Origin of the sequence: Microbacterium capsulatum (assembly GCF_030865425.1) — a bacterium.
In the GTDB taxonomy this organism is placed as follows: domain Bacteria; phylum Actinomycetota; class Actinomycetes; order Actinomycetales; family Microbacteriaceae; genus Microbacterium; species Microbacterium capsulatum.
Genome location: NZ_JAVFCB010000002.1, coordinates 24028 through 41120, shown reverse-complemented (window position 1 = coordinate 41120; position 17093 = coordinate 24028). Strand labels below are relative to the sequence as shown.

16 protein-coding genes are annotated in these 17093 nt (G+C 71.0%); 1 reads left to right on the top strand and 15 read right to left on the bottom strand.

Features of this window, described 5'->3' with window-relative positions:
- Window positions 1-45 precede the first annotated feature (45 nt).
- Window positions 46-1506: an HNH endonuclease signature motif containing protein gene (locus RBR11_RS03075; protein ID WP_308487837.1), complete on the top strand. Its 1461-nt coding sequence runs from the start codon at window positions 46-48 to the stop codon at window positions 1504-1506.
- Between the two features lie 69 nt (window positions 1507-1575).
- Here the strand turns inward: RBR11_RS03075 and RBR11_RS03070 are convergent, their stop codons facing one another.
- The 15 genes from RBR11_RS03070 to RBR11_RS03000 form a co-directional block, all read right to left on the bottom strand.
- Window positions 1576-2499, bottom strand: coding sequence for an NUDIX domain-containing protein (locus RBR11_RS03070; RefSeq protein ID WP_308487836.1), 924 nt, complete (start codon window positions 2497-2499; stop codon window positions 1576-1578).
- 96 nt (window positions 2500-2595) lie between these two features.
- Complete coding sequence (locus tag RBR11_RS03065; protein WP_308487835.1) at window positions 2596-3666, bottom strand: Glu/Leu/Phe/Val dehydrogenase family protein; 1071 nt, start codon at window positions 3664-3666, stop codon at window positions 2596-2598.
- A 117-nt stretch (window positions 3667-3783) separates the two neighbouring features.
- Window positions 3784-5304 carry a ribosome biogenesis GTPase Der gene (gene der / locus RBR11_RS03060; protein ID WP_308487834.1) on the bottom strand — a complete coding sequence of 507 codons (1521 nt, stop codon included), beginning with the start codon at window positions 5302-5304 and terminating at the stop codon, window positions 3784-3786.
- Window positions 5297-6010, bottom strand: coding sequence for a (d)CMP kinase (gene cmk / locus RBR11_RS03055; protein WP_308487833.1), 714 nt, complete (start codon window positions 6008-6010; stop codon window positions 5297-5299). Before cmk ends, der begins: the two co-directional genes overlap by 8 nt.
- Window positions 6003-7124: a prephenate dehydrogenase gene (locus tag RBR11_RS03050; protein ID WP_308487832.1), complete on the bottom strand. Its 1122-nt coding sequence runs from the start codon at window positions 7122-7124 to the stop codon at window positions 6003-6005. The genes cmk and RBR11_RS03050 overlap by 8 nt, the downstream gene beginning before the upstream one ends.
- Window positions 7121-7954: a pseudouridine synthase gene (locus RBR11_RS03045; protein ID WP_308487831.1), complete on the bottom strand. Its 834-nt coding sequence runs from the start codon at window positions 7952-7954 to the stop codon at window positions 7121-7123. The genes RBR11_RS03050 and RBR11_RS03045 overlap by 4 nt, the downstream gene beginning before the upstream one ends.
- Window positions 7951-8532, bottom strand: coding sequence for an SMC-Scp complex subunit ScpB (gene scpB, locus RBR11_RS03040; RefSeq protein WP_308487830.1), 582 nt, complete (start codon window positions 8530-8532; stop codon window positions 7951-7953). The genes RBR11_RS03045 and scpB overlap by 4 nt, the downstream gene beginning before the upstream one ends.
- A complete protein-coding gene (locus RBR11_RS03035; protein WP_308487829.1) occupies window positions 8522-9349 on the bottom strand; it encodes a segregation and condensation protein A in 828 nt (275 codons plus the stop codon). Before RBR11_RS03035 ends, scpB begins: the two co-directional genes overlap by 11 nt.
- Window positions 9333-10199 (bottom strand): ParA family protein, encoded by an 867-nt coding sequence (locus RBR11_RS03030; protein WP_373889767.1) that lies wholly within the window; start codon window positions 10197-10199, stop codon window positions 9333-9335. Before RBR11_RS03030 ends, RBR11_RS03035 begins: the two co-directional genes overlap by 17 nt.
- Window positions 10200-10305: 106 nt before the next feature.
- Window positions 10306-11025 carry a gamma-glutamyl-gamma-aminobutyrate hydrolase family protein gene (locus RBR11_RS03025; RefSeq protein WP_308487827.1) on the bottom strand — a complete coding sequence of 240 codons (720 nt, stop codon included), beginning with the start codon at window positions 11023-11025 and terminating at the stop codon, window positions 10306-10308.
- Window positions 11018-11797: a 3-oxoacyl-ACP reductase gene (locus RBR11_RS03020; protein ID WP_308487826.1), complete on the bottom strand. Its 780-nt coding sequence runs from the start codon at window positions 11795-11797 to the stop codon at window positions 11018-11020. The genes RBR11_RS03025 and RBR11_RS03020 overlap by 8 nt, the downstream gene beginning before the upstream one ends.
- A gap of 33 nt (window positions 11798-11830) precedes the next feature.
- A complete protein-coding gene (locus RBR11_RS03015; protein WP_308487825.1) occupies window positions 11831-13234 on the bottom strand; it encodes an aldehyde dehydrogenase family protein in 1404 nt (467 codons plus the stop codon).
- A gap of 2 nt (window positions 13235-13236) precedes the next feature.
- Window positions 13237-14625: a glutamine synthetase family protein gene (locus tag RBR11_RS03010; RefSeq protein ID WP_308487824.1), complete on the bottom strand. Its 1389-nt coding sequence runs from the start codon at window positions 14623-14625 to the stop codon at window positions 13237-13239.
- 29 nt (window positions 14626-14654) lie between these two features.
- On the bottom strand, window positions 14655-15386 hold the full coding sequence (locus RBR11_RS03005; RefSeq protein ID WP_308487823.1) for a FadR/GntR family transcriptional regulator: 732 nt from the start codon (window positions 15384-15386) through the stop codon (window positions 14655-14657).
- Between the two features lie 7 nt (window positions 15387-15393).
- On the bottom strand, window positions 15394-16941 hold the full coding sequence (locus tag RBR11_RS03000; RefSeq protein WP_308487822.1) for an amino acid permease: 1548 nt from the start codon (window positions 16939-16941) through the stop codon (window positions 15394-15396).
- Window positions 16942-17093 lie beyond the last annotated feature (152 nt).

The following is a 17093-nucleotide window of genomic DNA, read 5'->3' as shown; positions in this document are numbered from 1 at the left end:
TCCACACCCCTTCCCAGATTCGTATTTATGTTCTAAACTGGAGTCATGTCGAACCTCACTCCTCCTCCGCTCGCGAACCGCGATGCGCTGCTGGACGAGTGGGTGCAGACCAGGGCGGAGATCGCCCGACTGGAGGGGCGCGCGGCGGATCTGCTCGGGCGTCGGTCGGCGCTGTTCGATGACGACGTGCGCGAGCACCCCCATCATCGCGACGTGGTCCGCCGGTCGATGATCGCCGAATACGCGGCGGCCGGGCACCTCGCGAAGGGCACCGTGGAGCTGGCCTTCGCCGATGCCGAGGCGATGGCCGAGCGCTTCCCCGAACTCCACGCGGCGCTGCGCGAGGGCCGGGTCTCCTCGGCGCATGTCCGTGAGGTCGTGAACGCGTCCGCGCCGGTCCGGCATGCCGTCGTCAACCGACGGCTCGGCGAGGAGGCATTCGCCCTGTACGAGGCCGCGGTGCTCACCGTCGCGGAGCAGGACTCGCCCTCGCGCACCCGCGTGCACGCACGGCAGGTCGCCGCGGCGCTGGCCCAGGAGTCCCTTCGCGAACGCCATGAGCGTGCGGCGGAGGAACGCTGCGTCACGATCCGTCCGCTCGAAGACGGGCTGGCCCTGCTCACCGCGGTGCTGCCGGAGGTCTACGCCGTCGCGATCCACGACCGGCTCACGCGGCTCGCGCGCAGCGTGATGGCCGCTCCGGCCCATGGTGAGGCGACCGCTGACCTCGACCACCCCCAGCTCGAGGGCCCCGATTTCGTGCCTGAGCCTCTCGGCCCGGTCGACGATGAACTCGGCTGGTTCGCCAAGGACGATCTCTCCCTGCTCGGCATCCGCATTCCCGACGATGCGAGCGCGTTCATGACGGATCCTGCGGATCCCGATCTCGCCCGCGGGGCGAGCGGATCCCCTGCCGAAGCCGATCCGCGGACGATGGATCAGGTCCGCGCCGACGTCCTCGCCGACCTGCTCCTCGCCGCGGCACCCAGCAGCTGCCTCGGCGAGGGTCTCGACCGGATCACCGCTCACGTGCAGGTCACGGTCGCCGCGACGACGCTGCTCGGTGCGGACGATCGCCTGGCCGAGCTCGACGGACACGGTCCGCTGCACCCCGACCTCGCTCGCGAACTCGCGGGGCGCGCCAGCGGATGGAGCCGGCTCTTCCTCGATCCGACCGGGATGGTCACCGAGACCGACGGCTACACCCCGACCGCGTCGATGCGCCGGTACCTCCGCGCACGGGATCAGCGATGCCGGTTCCCCGGATGCGGTGTCCCGCCGTCCCGCTGCGACGTCGACCACAACCTCGAGCACTCCCGCGGCGGGCCGACGGACATCGGCAATCTCAGTCACTTCTGCCGAGCCCACCACGCACTGAAGCACCCGGACATCGATGACGCCTACCGTTGGACCGCTCTCACCAGACCAGGCGGGATCGTGGACTGGATCAGCCCACTCGGGCGGAGTCACCTCGACCGCGCTCCGCGCCGGGTCATGTTCGTCTGACGGGGCGCAGGCATAGCGCGGCCCGGCGAGAGCGCACGCGACGCACCGCACGTGCCGACGGCGTCGCCCTCACCCCTGGCCGAGCTGGTCCAGCATCCAGTGCACCGGCCGCGTCTCGACCTCGCCGGTCGGCGAAAGAGCCGCGATCCGGGCGCTCAGACCGCGGTCGCTCGTCACGACGAGAACCCGATCCCCCGCGGCCGCGCGCTCCTCGGCCACGCGCACGATCTCGTCGTCTCCGGCACCCGGCGCCCGGCGGATCCCCACGGCCGTCTCCGGCACGTCATCGATGCCCCGGGCCTCGCCCTCCACGACCAGCACCACACACGGGTGCCAACGGGTCGCGCCCAGACCCAGCTTCGACGCCGGTGTGCCGGCGTGCGCCCAGGCCTCCAGGCGGTCGCGCAGTCTCGCCGCGGCTCCTGCGCGATCTTTCCACCAGCCGTCGGGGACCGATCCCACCACGTTCGCCGCATCCACGACGACCACGGGTCGCACGCCGAGCAGCGCGTGCAGCATCGGCCACGCCTCCGCGAAGCCCGGGTGCAGAGGCCGCGACGCCACCTCGTCCGCCGGGACCCACTCCAGGGCCAGGCTCTCCGGGTCGCTGATCACCGGCTCGAACGGAACGACGACGTCCGCGACGACGGTCGTGTAACTCCAGATCTCCAGGTCCAGCACGCTCTCGAACCGGGCGCGCACGGATCCGTGCGGAACCCCCGCCTCCTCCTGCGCCTCCCGGATCGCGCCATCCCGCGGGGACTCGCCGTCGTGCAGCGCACCGCCCGGCAGCGCCCAGGTGCCGCCGAAGTGGCTCCATCCCACGCGATGCTGCAGCAGCACACCCCGGTCCGCATCGTGCACGAGCAGCCCCGCAGCGCCGTAACGGCCCCAGTAGCGCTCACCCGTCCCCGCGACCACCCAGACGTCGCCACTGTTGCGCGGGCCGGTGAGGGGCGGCGGCTCGCCGGACGGAGGGGGAACGATCGTCACCCCTCCACCTTTCCACAGCCCACCCGGCCGGGCGCGCACGACGTCGCGATCCGTCGCGCGCGAACGCGACGCGCGCACGCACCGGCCGACCCGGACTCAGCGCACGCCCGCGGCAGCCCCGGCGCGGAGCCGCGCCGCGGCGAGCTCCTCTGCGGCGGCGAGCGGGGTGATCCCGCGCTCCTCGGCGTCGTGCAGGATCCGGCGGACCGTGTCGCCGATCCCGGCCACCCGGGCCATGATCTCCTCGGTCGTGCCGATCCGCTTGGCCTCCAGGTCGAGGTAGATGACGCCGCCGGCGTTCACCACGAAGTCCGGCGCGTACAGGATCCCGCGGCCGGCGAGCCGCTCGGCGCCGGAGTGATCCGCCAGAGGGTTGTTCGCCGGGCCGCACACGGCCTTCACGTCGAGCGCGTCGATGACCTCGTCGGTGAGCAGGCCGCCGATCCCGGCCGGAACGAACACGTCCGCGGGAACGAGGTGCTCCGCCCCCGGCTCGGCCCAGGTCGCGCCGAGCCCGGCGGCGAACGCCTGCCGCGCCGGGTTGATGTCGGTGACCGTGAGCACCGCGCCGTCGTCGGCGAGGCGCTGCGCGAGACGACCGCCGACCTGGCCGAGACCCGAGATCGTCACGCGGCGCCCTGCGGTGTCGGCGGATCCGGTCGTGCGCTCCAGGACGGCCTTGAGCGACTCGTACACGCCCAGGCTGGTCGGGCCTGCGGGTTCGCCCGAGCCGCCCACCGCCGACGGCAGGCCGACGACGTGCGCGGTGCGCTCGCTCACGGTGAGCATGTCGTCGGTCGTCGAGCCCACGTCCTCCGCCGTGCGGTAGGCGCCGCCGAGCAGCTCGACCGCGTCGCCGAGGTCGAGGAACGCGGCGCGGCGGCGATCCGCGTCGAGCGTCTCGCCCGGCGCGAGCCGGATCACCGACTTGCCGCCACCGGCATCCAGGCCCGCGGCCGCGTTCTTCAGCGTCATCGCGGCCGACAGCCGCAGCGCGTCGCCGAGCGCGTCGCTCCAGTGCGGATACGTCCACAGCCGGGCGCCGCCGAGCGCGGATCCGAGCACCGAGGAGTGCAGCGCGACGGCGATGAAGAGCCCGCTGCGCCGGCCGGTGATCACCTCCACGCGTTCGTGCGTGAAATCGGGCAGGGGCAGGGTGTGCGTCATCGCAGTCTCTTCCGGAAGGCCTTGTGGGCGGAATCGGCGGATGCCACGGCGTTGCGGCATCCGCCTCCATTCTGCCCCGGCCGGCCCGGAAGAGCGCGGATCCAGGCGAAGACCGGATCAGCGCTGGCGGCGCTCCCTGACGCGCATGTTGATCACGATCGGCGTGCCCTCGAACTCGTACAGCTCGCGGAGGCGCCGCTGGATGAACCGGCGGTAGCCCGGGTCCAGGAAACCGGTCGTGAACAGCACGAATGTCGGCGGACGGGTCGCCGCCTGGGTGCCGAACAGGATGCGCGGCTGCTTGCCTCCGCGCAGCGGGTGCGGGTGTGCCGCGACGAGCTCGGTGAGGAACGCGTTGAACTTGCCGGTCGGGATGCGGCGGTCCCAGTTGGCCAGCGCGGTCTCGAGCGCCGGGACGAGCTTGTCCAGGTGGCGGCCGGTCTTCGCGGAGATGTTCACGCGCGGCGCCCAGGCGACGTGCGCCAGGTCCTGCTCGATCTCGCGCTCGAGGTAGCGGCGACGGTCCTGGTTCTCCATGTCGTCGTCGAACAGGCGGTCCCACTTGTTGAACGCGAGCACGAGCGCGCGGCCGGACTCGAGCACCATGTCGATGATGTTCAGGTCCTGCACGCTGATCGACTGGCTCACGTCGAGCACGACGACCGCGACCTCGGCCTTCTCCAGCGCGGCCGAGGTGCGCAGCGAGGCGTAGAAGTCCGCGCCCTGCTGCAGGTGCACGCGGCGGCGGATGCCGGCGGTGTCGACGAGGCGCCACATCTTGCCGCCGAGCTCCACGATCTCGTCCACCGGGTCGCGGGTGGTGCCGGCGAGGTCGTTGACGACGACCCGCTCCTCCCCCGCGGCCTTGTTCAGCAGCGACGACTTGCCGACGTTCGGCCGGCCCAGGATCGCGACGCGGCGCGGCCCGCCGATCTCGGCCTTCGCGACCGCCGACACGTCGGGCAGCTTCTCCATGATCGCGTCGAGCAGGTCGGCCACGCCGCGGCCGTGGATCGCCGACACCGGGTAGGGCTCGCCGAGGCCGAGGTTCCAGAGCGCTGCGGCCTCCGGCTCCTGCCGGGCGTCGTCGATCTTGTTCGCGACGAGGAAGACGGGCTTGCCGCTCTTGCGCAGCAGCTTGACGACGTACTCGTCGGTCGAGGTGGCGCCGACCATCGCGTCGACGACGAACAGCACGACGTCGGACAGGTCGATCGCGACCTCGGCCTGCGCCGCGACCGAGCGGTCGATGCCCTTGGCGTCGGGCTCCCAGCCGCCGGTGTCGACGAGCGTGAACTTCCGGTCCAGCCACTCGGCCTTGTAGGTCACCCGGTCGCGGGTGACGCCGGGGGTGTCCTCGACGACCGCCTCGCGGCGGCCCAGGATCCGGTTCACGAGCGCGGACTTGCCGACGTTCGGCCGGCCCACGATCGCCACCACCGGCAGCGCCGGCAGGAACTCGATGCCGTCCTCGCCGGAGACGAGGCCGGCGAGGAGCTCGGCGTCGTCCTCGTCGAGGTCGTAGTCCTCGAGGCCCGCACGCAGGGTCGCGGCGCGCGATTCGACGAGCTCCTCGTCCATCGCGTCCAGCTTCTCGGCGAGGCGGTCTTCGCCGCCCTCGTATTCGTCGTCAGCCATTGTGGGTTCCTTGCTGCTGGGGCGATGCCAGGCGCCGGATCACGGCGAGCACGGCATCGATGGTCTGGTCGAAGTCCAGGTCGGAGGAGTCGACGACCTCCACACCCGGGGCCGCGGTGAGGAAGTCCACCACCGCACTGTCCGTCGCGTCGCGCCTGTGCAGCGCGGCCGCCACGGCGGAGGCATCGTGCCCGGCGAGCTCGCCCGCCCTGCGGGCCGCGCGCACCTCGGGCGCCGCCGTGAGCAGGATCCGCACCGGTGCGTCGGGCGCGACGACGGTCGTGATGTCGCGGCCCTCCACGACGACGGCGGGATAGGCCGACTCGGCCACGATCCGCCGGAACGCGTCGTTCACCTGCACCCGCACCGCGGGCACGCGGGCCACGCCGCTGACCGCGCCGGAGACGCGGGGTTCGCGGATCGCGGCGGTCACGTCGACGTCGCCGACGAGCACGAGCCGGTCGTCCGGGTCGAGCCCCTGGCCGAACGGGAAGTCGGCGGCGGCCGCGAGCACGGCGTCCTCGTCGGCGGTGTCGGCGCCGCGCTCGAGCACGTGCCAGGCGAGGGCGCGGTAGGCGGCGCCGGTGTCGAGGTAGCCGTAGCCGAGCCGGCGCGCGACGGCCTTGGAGACGCTGGACTTGCCGGATCCGGCGGGGCCGTCGATCGCGACGATGAAGGGCGCGGCGTCGGTCGAAGGGTCAGTCATCGGGCATGCTCGCAATCCGCCAACCTCTGGCCTCGAGGCCCTCGACGGCGCCGCGCACGGCGGCCGGGACGACGCTGATCTCGGCGAGGCCGAACTGCGCCCCGGGCGAGTGCTCCAGGCGCAGGTCCTCGACGTTGACGTCGAGCTCGCCGAGGTCGCCGAACAGTCGCCCGAGCTGGCCCGATGTGTCGTCGACCATGACCACGAACTGGTCGAAGCGGCGATTCTGCCCGTGCTTGCCGGGGAGGCGCTCGACGCCCTCGTTGCCATGCCGGATCGCCTCGGCGACCGTGCGGCGGGAGCCGGCGCGGTCGGGCTCGCGGAGCGCGTCGGCGACCTCGGCGAGGTCCGCGGCGAGCGCGTCGAGCACGGAGACGACGGGCGCCGAGTTGGCGCCGAGGATCTGCACCCACAGCTCGGGCGCGGAGGCCGCGATCCGGGTGGTGTCGCGCACGCCCTGGCCGGCGAGGCGCAGGGATCCGTCGTCCGCATCGGCGAGCCGGGCGGCGAGCAGGCTCGCGACCACCTGCGGCACGTGCGAGGTGAGGGCGACCGCGCGGTCGTGCTCCTCCGGGGTCATCTCGAGCGGCATCGCCTCGAGGTCCAGGGCGAGGTCCTCGACGAGGGCGAGGTCCGCGGGGCGGGTCTCCTCGTCGCGGCAGACCACCCAGGGGCGGCCGATGAAGATGTCCGCCCGGGCGGAGATCGCGCCGCCCCGCTCGCGTCCGGCGAGGGGGTGGGATCCGATGTAGCGGGTGAGGTCGACGCCGCGCTCGCGCAGGGCGCGCAGCGGCTCGAGCTTGACGCTCGCGACGTCGGTCACGACAGCGCCCGGGAAGCGGTCGAGCTCGGCCTCGATGACGGCGGCGGTGACGTCCGGTGGCACCGCTACCACGACGAGCGCGGGCGCGTCGTCGTCGCGTGCGGCCCGGCCGGCGCCGTAGTCGACCGCCAGGCGCAGCTGCGCCGGGGACGTGTCGGCGAGGGCGACGTCGACGCCCTTCGCGGTCAGCGCGTGGCCGATACTGGCGCCGAGAAGCCCCGCGCCGACGATCCGGATCGTCCCGGACAGCCGCGCGGCACGCTCGATCGGCGTCCTGCTCGTGTCACTCACTCGTTCTCCTGCGCGTCTGGATGGCCGGCTCGATCGGTCGCGCCGTCAGCAGCCGAATCCTGGCGCGACAGGGTCAGAAGCGCGCCGAGTTCGATTTTAGTCAGTTCGCGGCTCTTCCCCGCCGGGAGGGTTCCCAGGTGCAGCGGGCCGAACTGCCGGCGTACGAGCTCGGTGACCGGGTGCCCGACCGCGGCCAGCATCCGGCGCACGATCCGGTTGCGTCCGGAGTGCAGGGTGAGCTCGACGAGGCTGGACCCGCGGGACGAGTCCAGCAGCCGCGCCTTGTCGGCGGCGATCGGCCCGTCCTCGAGCTCGACGCCCTTGGTGAGCTTCGCGATCGTCTGCGCCGTGACCGTGCCCTCGACCTTGGCGATGTACACCTTGGTCACGCCGAACGACGGGTGCGCGAGCACGTGCGCGAGGTCGCCGTCGTTGGTGAGGATGAGCAGCCCGCTCGTCTCCGCGTCCAGGCGCCCGACGTTGTAGAGCCGCTCCTCGTAGTCCTTCGTGAACCGGCGCAGGTCGGGCCGGCCCTTCTCGTCCTTCATCGAACTGACGACCCCGGTGGGCTTGTTCAGCATGACGTAGCGCTTGCCGGTGTCGAGCTGCACCGCGGTGCCGTCGACGTCGACGAGGTCGGTCTCGGGGTCGATCCGGGTGCCGAGCTCGGTGACGACGGATCCGTTCACGCGGATCCGTCCCTCCACGATGTACTGCTCGATCACGCGCCGGGAGGCGACGCCCGCGTTCGCGAGCACCTTCTGCAGGCGCACGCCCTCGGGCTCGGATGCGGGCTCGGTCCCTGAGCCTGTCGAAGGGGCGGGTGTCATCGGGCGGTCCTCTCGTCGAAGCCGTCGGCGCCGTCATCGAGCAGCGGGGAGATCGGCGGCAGCTCGTCGAGCGAGTTGATGCCGAGGTTCTGCAGCAGCGCGTCGGTCGTGCCGTAGTTGATCGCGCCGGTCTCGGAGTCCTGGAAGAGCTCGGTGATGAGCCCGCGGCCGAGAAGCGTCCGCACGACGGAGTCGACGTTCACGGCGCGGATCGAGGCGACCTGGCTGCGGGTGACCGGTTGCTTGTAGGCGATCACGGCGAGCGTCTCGAGCGCGGCCTGCGACAGCCGGGCCGGGGCCTGGCCGCCGACGAACTCGGCGACGAGGTCGTCGTACTCGTCGCGGACGTACAGCCGCCAGCCGCCGCCGACCTCGCGCAGCTCGAAGCCCCGCCGCGGCCCGCGGCCCCGTCCGTCGTACTCCTCGACGAGCGACTCGATCGCCTGGCGCACGGCGGGCACGGGGGCGCCGACCGCTGCCGCGAGGGAGACCAGACTGTGCGGCTCGTCGATGATGAGCAGGATCGCCTCGAGCTGCTCGGTGAGCGGCTGTTCCGTGGTCGTGGTGTCATCGGTCATAGTCGGCTCCCAACGTCGCCAGCATCTCGTCGGACCAGTGCTCGGCGGACCAGCGCAGGGTGAGCTCCCCGAGCGGCTCGAGCTGCTCGAAGGACAGCGCGGCATGCCGGTACAGCTCGAGCACGGAGAGGAAGCGCGCCACCACGATCCCGGGCTCGACAGCCCCCGCCACGATCTCACGGAACGTCACGGATTCCGCGCTGCGCAGCAGCGACACCACGATCGCGGCCTGCTCGCGGATGCTGACGAGCGGCGCGTGCAGGTGGTCGAGCCCGACGGTCGGGATCTCCTTCGGCGCGAAGGCCATGAGCGCGAGGGTGGCGAAGTCGCCTGCGCTGAGCGTCCAGACCAGCTCGGGCGTGCGGCTGCGGTGCTTCTCGTCGAGGCGGGCGGCGCGCGCGTGGCGCCGGTCCTCGTACTGCAGAGAGCGCGCGAACCAGGCGGAGACCTCCTTGAACGCGCGGTACTGCAGCAGCCGCGCGAACAGCAGATCCCGTGCCTCCAGCAGCGCCACGGACTCGGCGTCGACGAGCTCGCCCTGCGGCAGCAGCCCCGCGACCTTCATGTCGAGCAGCGTCGCCGCGACGACGAGGAACTCGCTCGTCTCGTCGAGGTCCTCGTCCGGGCCGAGCTCGCGGAGGTACGTGATGAACTCGTCGGTGACCTTGCTCAGCGACACCTCGGTGATGTCCATCTCGTGCTTCGAGATGAGGTTCAGAAGGAGGTCGAACGGTCCGTCGAAGTTCGACAGGGAGACCCGGAACCCGGATTCGGGCCCCTCGACCGGCTCGGTGAGGTCCTCAGGCGACGGCGCCACGGGCGACCAGCTCCCGCGCCAGTCGCAGATACGCCTGTGCGGCGGGGTGCTCCGGCGCGAACTCGGTGATCGGCACGCCCGACACGGAGGCGTCGGGGAACTTCACGGTGCGGCCGATCACAGTCTCCAGGACGTCGTCGCCGAACGCCTCGACCACACGCTCGAGCACCTCGCGGGAGTGCAGGGTGCGGGCGTCGTACATCGTGGCGAGCAGGCCGTCGAGGGTGATCGACGGGTTCAGGCGATCACGCACCTTGTCGATGGTCTCGATGAGCAGCGCGACGCCGCGCAGCGCGAAGAACTCGCACTCGAGCGGGATCAGCACGCCGTGCGCGGCGGTGAGGGCGTTCACCGTGAGCAGCCCCAGGGACGGCTGGCAGTCGATGAGGATGACGTCGTACTCCCCCGCCACCTGGCGCAGCACGCGGGAGAGGATCGTCTCGCGGGCGACCTCGTTGACGAGGTGGACCTCGGCCGCGGACAGGTCGATGTTCGCGGGGATGAGGTCCAGGCCGTCGACGTGCGTGTGCACGATCGCGTCATGCGCGTCGCGCCTGGTGTCCAGGAGCAGGTCGTAGACCGTGGGGATGTCGTGGGTCGGGATCCCGAGGCCCGCCGACAGCGCGCCCTGCGGGTCGAAGTCGACGGCGAGGACCTTGCGCCCGTACTCCGCGAAGGCGGCGGCCAGGTTGATCGAGGTGGTCGTCTTGCCGACGCCGCCCTTCTGGTTGCACAGCGCGATGATGCGCGCGGGGCCGTGCGCCTTCAGCGGTGCGGGGATGGCGAAGCCCTGATAGGGACGCCCGGTCGGTCCGATCGGTGTGTCGTCCTTCGTCTTCTTCGCCACCAGTTCTCCTGCTTCGTCGTGCTCGCTCGATCATAGCCGCCGGGGCGCGGCCGGACCGGGCCCCCACGCCGCGGGAGCCGGATCGGAGGGATCGTTCGGGAGCGATCGTTCAGCGGGCCCGCATCCGCTCCCTCGCCGCCGCGACCAGCCCGTCGAAGAGCGCCGGGTCGTCGTCCGTCTCGGGGTGCCACTGCACGCCCACCGCGAAGCGCTCGCCGTCCTGCTCCATCGCCTGCAGCACGCCGTCCCCGTCGTGCGCGACCGCACGGTAGCCGGGGTGCTCCGCCACCGCCTGATGGTGGTGCACCGGAACCGCGAGCGCGGGCGCGACGAGTCCGGCGACCCGGCCGCCGGCGTCCACCCGCACCTCGACGGAGCCGTACGAGGTCGGCCCGCCGCCGTGCCGGTCGTGGCCGACCACGTCGGGGAGGTGCTGCACGAGGGATCCGCCGGCAGCCACCGCCATGAGCTGCATGCCCCGGCAGACGCCGAGCAGCGGCAGCCGGATCCGTTCCGCCTCGGCCAGGAGGGCGAGCTCCCACGCGTCGCGGTCGTCGTACCAGCGCACCACGCTCGGGTCCGGATCCTGCCCGTAGCGGGCGGGGTTCACGTCGGCCCCGCCCGCGATGAGGATCCCGTCCAGCCGGGCGAGCACGGCCGCCGCCGCCCCGGCCGACGCGATCGGCGGCAGCAGCACCGGGACGCCGCCGGCCCGCTCGATCGAGCGCGCGTAGTCGCTCGGCAGCAGGTCGGCCTCGACCTGCCGCCAGGTGCCCCAGTCGGCGGCCTGGCGGTAGGTCGTGATCCCGATGACGGGAGCGTCAGTCAAAGTCGCTCTCCAGCGGCGTCACGTACGCGTTCGACAGGCCGCCGTCGACGAGGAAGTCCATCGCGGTGATGAAGCTGGACTCGTCGCTGCCGAGGAAGGCGACCGCGTTCGCGATCTCCTCGGGCTCGGCGAAGCGGCCCATCGGCACGTGCACGAGACGGCGGGCGGCGCGCTCCGGGTCCTTCGCGAACAGCTCCTGCAGCAGCGGGGTGTTCACCGGTCCCGGGCAGAGCGCGTTGACGCGGATCCCCTTGCGCGCGAACTGCACGCCGAGCTCGCGGGTCATCGCGAGCACGCCGCCCTTCGACGCCGTGTAGGAGATCTGCGAGGTCGCGGCGCCCATGATCGCGACGAACGAGGCCGTGTTGATGATGGATCCGCTGCCCTGCTCGAGCATGTACGGCAGCACGGCCTTGCAGCAGTGGTAGACGCTGGTGAGGTTGACGTCCTGCACGAGGTTCCACGCGTCGATCCCGGTCTTCAGGATCGAGTCGTCCGAGGCGGGCGAGATGCCGGCGTTGTTGAAGGCGATGTCGATCCGGCCGTACGCGTCCTTGGCGACCGCGAAGAGGTTCTCCACCTCGGTCCGATCGGTGACGTTCACCTTCACGAACACGCCGCCGAGCTCCTCGGCGATCCGCGGGCCGTTGGCCTCGTCGAGGTCGCCGATGACGACCCTCGCCCCCTCGGCGACGAACTTCTTCGCCGTCGCCAGTCCGATGCCGCTGCAGCCGCCGGTGATGACACCGACCTTGCCTTCGAGCTTTCCCATTCCTGTGTCGCCTTTCGCTGGAGGTTCAGAGAGTCAGTAGGTGGTCGAGATGAAGACGTTCTTCACCTCGGAGAAGGAGTCCGGCGCGTCCGGTCCGAGCTCGCGACCGAGCCCGGACTGCTTGAACCCGCCGAACGGGGTCCAGTAGCGCACCGAGGAGTGCGAGTTGATCGACAGGTTGCCGCTCTCCACGCCGCGGGCGACGCGCAGGGCGCGGCCGACGTCACGGCTGAAGATCGAACCCGACAGCCCGTACTCGGTGTCGTTGGCCTTCGCGATCGCGTCGGCCTCGTCGCGGAACGGCATGACCGCGAGCACCGGGCCGAACAGCTCCTGCGACCACACCGGATCGGCGGCACTGCGCGGCAGGACGACCGCCGGGGCGAGCCAGTACCCGCCGTCGTGCTCGGCGCCCGTCTCGCTCCGCCCGCGGAAGGCGATGTCCGCGCCGTCCAGGTGCGCCGCGACCGCATCGCGCTGCTTCGCCGAGACCATCGGGCCCATCTCCGCGTCCGAGGCCATCGGATCCTTCACCCGGAACGCCTCGACCGCCGGCTGCAGCAGCTCCAGGAACCGCTCGTACACGCTGTCCTGCACCAGGATCCGCGAGCGTGCGCAGCAGTCCTGGCCGGCGTTGTCGAGGCCGCCGCCGGGCGCCGCCGCGGCCGCCGCCTCGAGGTCGGCGTCGTCGAAGACGATGTTCGCGTTCTTGCCGCCGAGCTCGAGCGTGACCCGCTTGACCTGGTCGGCACAGCCGCGCATGATCCCCTTGCCCACCTCGGTGGATCCCGTGAAGCACACCTTGCGCACCAGCGGGTTCGTCACGAAGCGGTCGCCGACCACGCCACCCTTGCCCGTGATGACCGTGAACACGCCCTCCGGCAGGCCGGCCTCGAGGGCGAGCTCCCCCAGGCGCATCGCCGTGAGCGGGGTCAGCTCGGCCGGTTTCAGGACGACCGTGTTGCCCGCGGCGAGCGCGGGCGCGAAGCCCCAGCCCGCGATCGGCATCGGGAAGTTCCACGGCACGATGATCCCGACCACGCCCAGCGGCTCGTGGAAGGTGACGTCGATGCCGCCGGGCACCGGGATCTGCCTGCCGAAGTGCCGCTCGGGGCTCGCGCTGTAGTAGTTCAGCACGTCGCGGACGTTGCCGGCCTCCCAGCGGGCGTTGCCGATCGTGTGCCCTGCGTTGGCGACCTCGAGGGCGGCGAGCTCGTCGATGTGCGCCTCGACGACGCTCGCGAAGGAGCGCAGCAGCCGGGCGCGCTCCCCCGGCGCGATCGCCCGCCAGGACGGGTAGGCGCGGTGCGCCCGCTCGATCGCGACGTCGGTCTCGGCGAGGTCCGCGAGGCCGACGTCGGCGACGGGCCGCCCGGTCGCGGGGTTGAGGACGGTGAAGGCGCCGGCCGCGCCGTAGCGGGAAGAAGGGATCCTCATACTCACAGCCTCTCGAATCCGCGACGCAGCTCCCAGTCGGTGACCGCGGCGTCGAACGCCTGGATCTCGACGTCGGCGTAGTTGACGTAGTGGCGCACAACGTCCTCGCCGAACACCTCGTGCGCGATCGCGGACTGCGCGAGCGCCTCCCGTGCCTCGTGCATGGTCGTCGGCACGACCGGCGCTCCCGACTCGTAGGCGTTGCCCTTCGTCTCCGGTTCGAGCGGCAGTTCGTGCTCGATGCCGTACAGGCCGCCGGCGAGCATCGCGGCGAGCCCGAGGTACGGGTTCATGTCGCCCCCGGGCAGGCGGTTCTCCATGCGGGCGCCCGCCCGCCGGCCGACCAGGCGCACCGCGGTGGTGCGGTTGTCCGCGCCCCACGCGACCGAGGTGGGTGCGAAGGATCCCTTCACGAACCGCTTGTACGAGTTGATGTTCGGCGCGTAGAACAGCGTGAAGTCGCGCATGGTCGCGAGCACGCCGGCGATGAAATGGTCGTAGAGGGCGGAACGCGTGCCGCGCTCGGCATCCCAGAAGACCAGCGAGTCATCCAGCCCGCGCAGCGACATGTGCACGTGGCAGGAGTTGCCCTCGCGCTGGTTCGGCTTCGCCATGAACGTGATCGACTGACCGTGCTGGCGGGCGATGTCCTTCGCCGCCGTCTTGTAGTACGCGTGGTTGTCGGCCGTGGCGATGACGTCGTCGTAGAGGAACGCGATCTCGTGCTGGCCGAAGTTGCACTCGCCCTTGGCCGACTCGACCGTGAGCCCCGAGCCGTACATCGTGTTGCGGATGTCGCGCAGCAGCGGCTCGACGAGCGTGGATCCGAGGATCGAGTAGTCGATGTTGTACCGGTTCGCCGGCTCGAGATCGCGGTAGCCGGAGTCCCAGGCCTTGTCGTACGGCGTGTTGAAGATCACGAATTCGAGCTCGGTGCCGGCGACGGCCTTCCAGCCCTGCAGCGCGGCGCGCTCGGTCTGCGCGCGCAGCATCCCGCGCGGCGAGACGCGCACCGGCTGCCCGTTCGTCCCGGCGAGGTCGCACTGGATCATGGCGCTGCCGGGCCGGTGCGGGAGGAGCCGGATCGTGGCGAGGTCGAGCACGAACTCCATGTCGCCGTATCCGTCCGCCCAGCTGGCGTGCGCGTAGCCGTCGACGGTGTTCATCTCGACGTCGACGGCGAGCAGGTAGTTGCACCCCTCGGTGCCGTGCCCGAGCACCGAGTCGAGGAAGAACCGCGCGTGCAGGAGCTTGCCCTGCAGGCGCCCCTGCATGTCGGTGAACGCGAGGATCACGGTGTCGATGGAGCCGTCCAGGATCCGTCCGCGCAGCTGCTCGACGCTGAGCATGCGGTCGTTGCGGACGGGGACGTCGAAGGTCGATGCGGTCATGCGGGAAACGCTCATTTCAACGGTGTCTGTCATTTCAGGAGTCCCTTGAGGAGTGCGGCGGTGGCGTCGCAGTGCACGGTCATGATGTCGCGGGCCCGGTCGGCGGAGCCTTCCAGGATCGCCGCGACGATCTCGCGGTGCTCGGTCTCGGAGTGTTCGATGTTGGTCTTCAGGAACGGGATCTCGGCGAGGAGCTGATGGATCCGCACCTGCACCGCGCTGCAGGACCGGGCGAGCTCGTCCGATCCGCAGACGGTGGCGATGGCGAGGTGCAGGCGGGCGTCCGCCTGGCGGTAGTCGGCCGGGGTCTCTGCGGCGGCGAGATCGGCGAGACTGTCGGTGAGGAGCCTGCGCTGCGCCTCGTCCAGCGGGGTGAGCGCCGCCCGGTAGGCGGCCCCCGGCTCGATGACGGAGCGGAACACGATCACGTCGTCGATCTCGGCCCGCCGCGGCGGCTGGTCCCCGCCCGGTGCGGCCGGCCAGTGGTCCGCCGCGGGGAGGACGACCGTGCCCCCTCCGCGCCCCCGGGTCGTGGCGACGAGCCCGGCGGCGCGGAGGGCGCTGATGGCTTCCCGGAGGGTGGCGCGGGAGACGGTGAGCTTCTCGGCGAGTTCACGCTCGCCGGGGAGCTTCGTCCCCACCCGGAAGATCCCGAGCCGGATGGCCGATCCCAGCTGCTCCACGCAGCTCTCGAAGGCCATGTGCCCGCGGACCGGGTGCAGCGCCGCGTCCACCAGAGGGGAATCCATCGTGTCGGTCATGCGGTGGTCATTCCTCCAGGAGCTTCTCGGGCGCCATGGTGAGGTGCTCGGCTTCCGCGCTCGAGGCCATGAAATCCCGCTTGCCATAGGCGTACCACAGCACGATCGACAGGACCGCGACCACGGCGACGGCGATCGGCGCGTAGTTGAACGTGTCGATCGTGATCGGGGTCACCGGCGGCAGCACGAACAGGATGATGATCAGGATCACCCAGGCCACCGCGATCCAGCCGACCACCGTGCTCCACCGGCCGAGGTTCCACGGGCCGGGGACGAAGCTCTTGTCCAGCCGGCGCAGGAACACCGGGGTCACGTAGGCGATGTACAGGCCGATCACCGCGACCGAGGTGACGGCGAGGTAGGCGGTCGTGTTGAACAGCGCCGGCGTGGTCAGGACGATCGAGAGCACCACGCAGAGCCAGATCGAGTTCGTCGGCGTGCCGGTGCGCTTGTTCACCTTGGCCCAGAGACGGGATCCGGGGATCGCGTTGTCGCGGGAGAACGCGTAGCTCATCCGGGAGTTCGCGGTCACCGACGCCATGCCGCAGAAGAACTGCGCGCCGCACACGATGAACAGCAGGAACTTCGCCATCACGGGGTTGTTCAGCGCGTCCAGGAAGATCTGCGCGGGCGGCAGGCCGGTCGCCGAGGTCAGGAGCCCCGCGATGCCCTTGTCGCTGCCGTCCTGGATGGCCGCGGTGATCGAGAACAGCAGGATCCATCCGCCGATGATCGAGATCACGACGCTCATCACGATGCCCTTCGGGGCGGCGATCGAGGCGTTCTTCGTCTCCTCGGCGACGTGCGCGGACGCGTCGTAGCCGGTGTACGTGTACTGGGCCATCAGCAGGCCCATGAGGAAGACGTAGGGGCCGAACGACCAGCCGGTGCCGTTGTACCAGTGCGTGAAGGTCCAGCCGACCTCCTGGTGGTGGGTCGGCATGATCCACAACGCGCCGACGATGACCAGCACGCCGATGATGTGCCACCACGCCGAGACGTTGGAGAGCAGGCTGACGATGCTGACGCCGAAGGTGTTCAGCAGCCCGTGGACGACGATCAGGACGACGAAGAGTCCGAACGTGCTGGCCGCCGAGGGCTCGACGCCCCAGACCAGGTTCGCGAACGCCATCATGGTCGTCGCAGCCCCGAAGTCGATCGCCGCGGTCACGGCGACCTCGCCGAGGAAGTTGAACCAGCCGACCGTCCAGGCCCACTGGCGCTTGTTCCGCTTCGCCAGACGGCCGGCCCAGAAGTACAGGCCGCCCGCCGTCGGGTACTTCGAGCACACCTCGGCCATGGCCAGGGCGACCATGAGCACGAACACGCCGACGAGCGGCCAGCCGATCGTGATCGCGGACGGGCCGCCGGAGTTCAGCGCGATGGAGTACGAGGTGATGCACCCCGCGAGGATGGAGATGATCGAGAAGGAGACGGCGAAGTTGCTGAACCCCGACATCCCCCGGTGCAGTTCCTGCTTGTAGCCCAGCGCGGCCAGGGCTGCGGCGTCGTCGTCGATCGGGTGCGATGCCGGCGCCTTTGTCGTTTCGCTCATGGAATGCTGCCTGCTTTCAGTGGAGGGAGCGTGTGCAGCGATTCTCGCAATGCGGAAGATCAGATGTCAATGGTCTGACTTCAAACCATTTAGGGATCCCATCGTGCCGGGTCTCCGACGCCGTGTTCCCCCGCGTCGCAGGATCGGGGCGC

Coding starts and splice junctions, on each gene's coding strand:
- RBR11_RS03075 (WP_308487837.1), top strand. CDS start 46: ATGTCGAACCTCACTCCTCCTCCGCTCGCGAACCGCGATGCGCTGCTG.
- RBR11_RS03065 (WP_308487835.1), bottom strand. CDS start 3,666: ATGACGCACACCCTGCCCCTGCCCGATTTCACGCACGAACGCGTGGAG.
- der (WP_308487834.1), bottom strand. CDS start 5,304: ATGGCTGACGACGAATACGAGGGCGGCGAAGACCGCCTCGCCGAGAAG.
- cmk (WP_308487833.1), bottom strand. CDS start 6,010: ATGACTGACCCTTCGACCGACGCCGCGCCCTTCATCGTCGCGATCGAC.
- RBR11_RS03045 (WP_308487831.1), bottom strand. CDS start 7,954: ATGACACCCGCCCCTTCGACAGGCTCAGGGACCGAGCCCGCATCCGAG.
- scpB (WP_308487830.1), bottom strand. CDS start 8,532: ATGACCGATGACACCACGACCACGGAACAGCCGCTCACCGAGCAGCTC.
- RBR11_RS03020 (WP_308487826.1), bottom strand. CDS start 11,797: ATGGGAAAGCTCGAAGGCAAGGTCGGTGTCATCACCGGCGGCTGCAGC.
- RBR11_RS03015 (WP_308487825.1), bottom strand. CDS start 13,234: ATGAGGATCCCTTCTTCCCGCTACGGCGCGGCCGGCGCCTTCACCGTC.
- RBR11_RS03010 (WP_308487824.1), bottom strand. CDS start 14,625: ATGACCGCATCGACCTTCGACGTCCCCGTCCGCAACGACCGCATGCTC.
- RBR11_RS03005 (WP_308487823.1), bottom strand. CDS start 15,386: ATGACCGACACGATGGATTCCCCTCTGGTGGACGCGGCGCTGCACCCG.
- RBR11_RS03000 (WP_308487822.1), bottom strand. CDS start 16,941: ATGAGCGAAACGACAAAGGCGCCGGCATCGCACCCGATCGACGACGAC.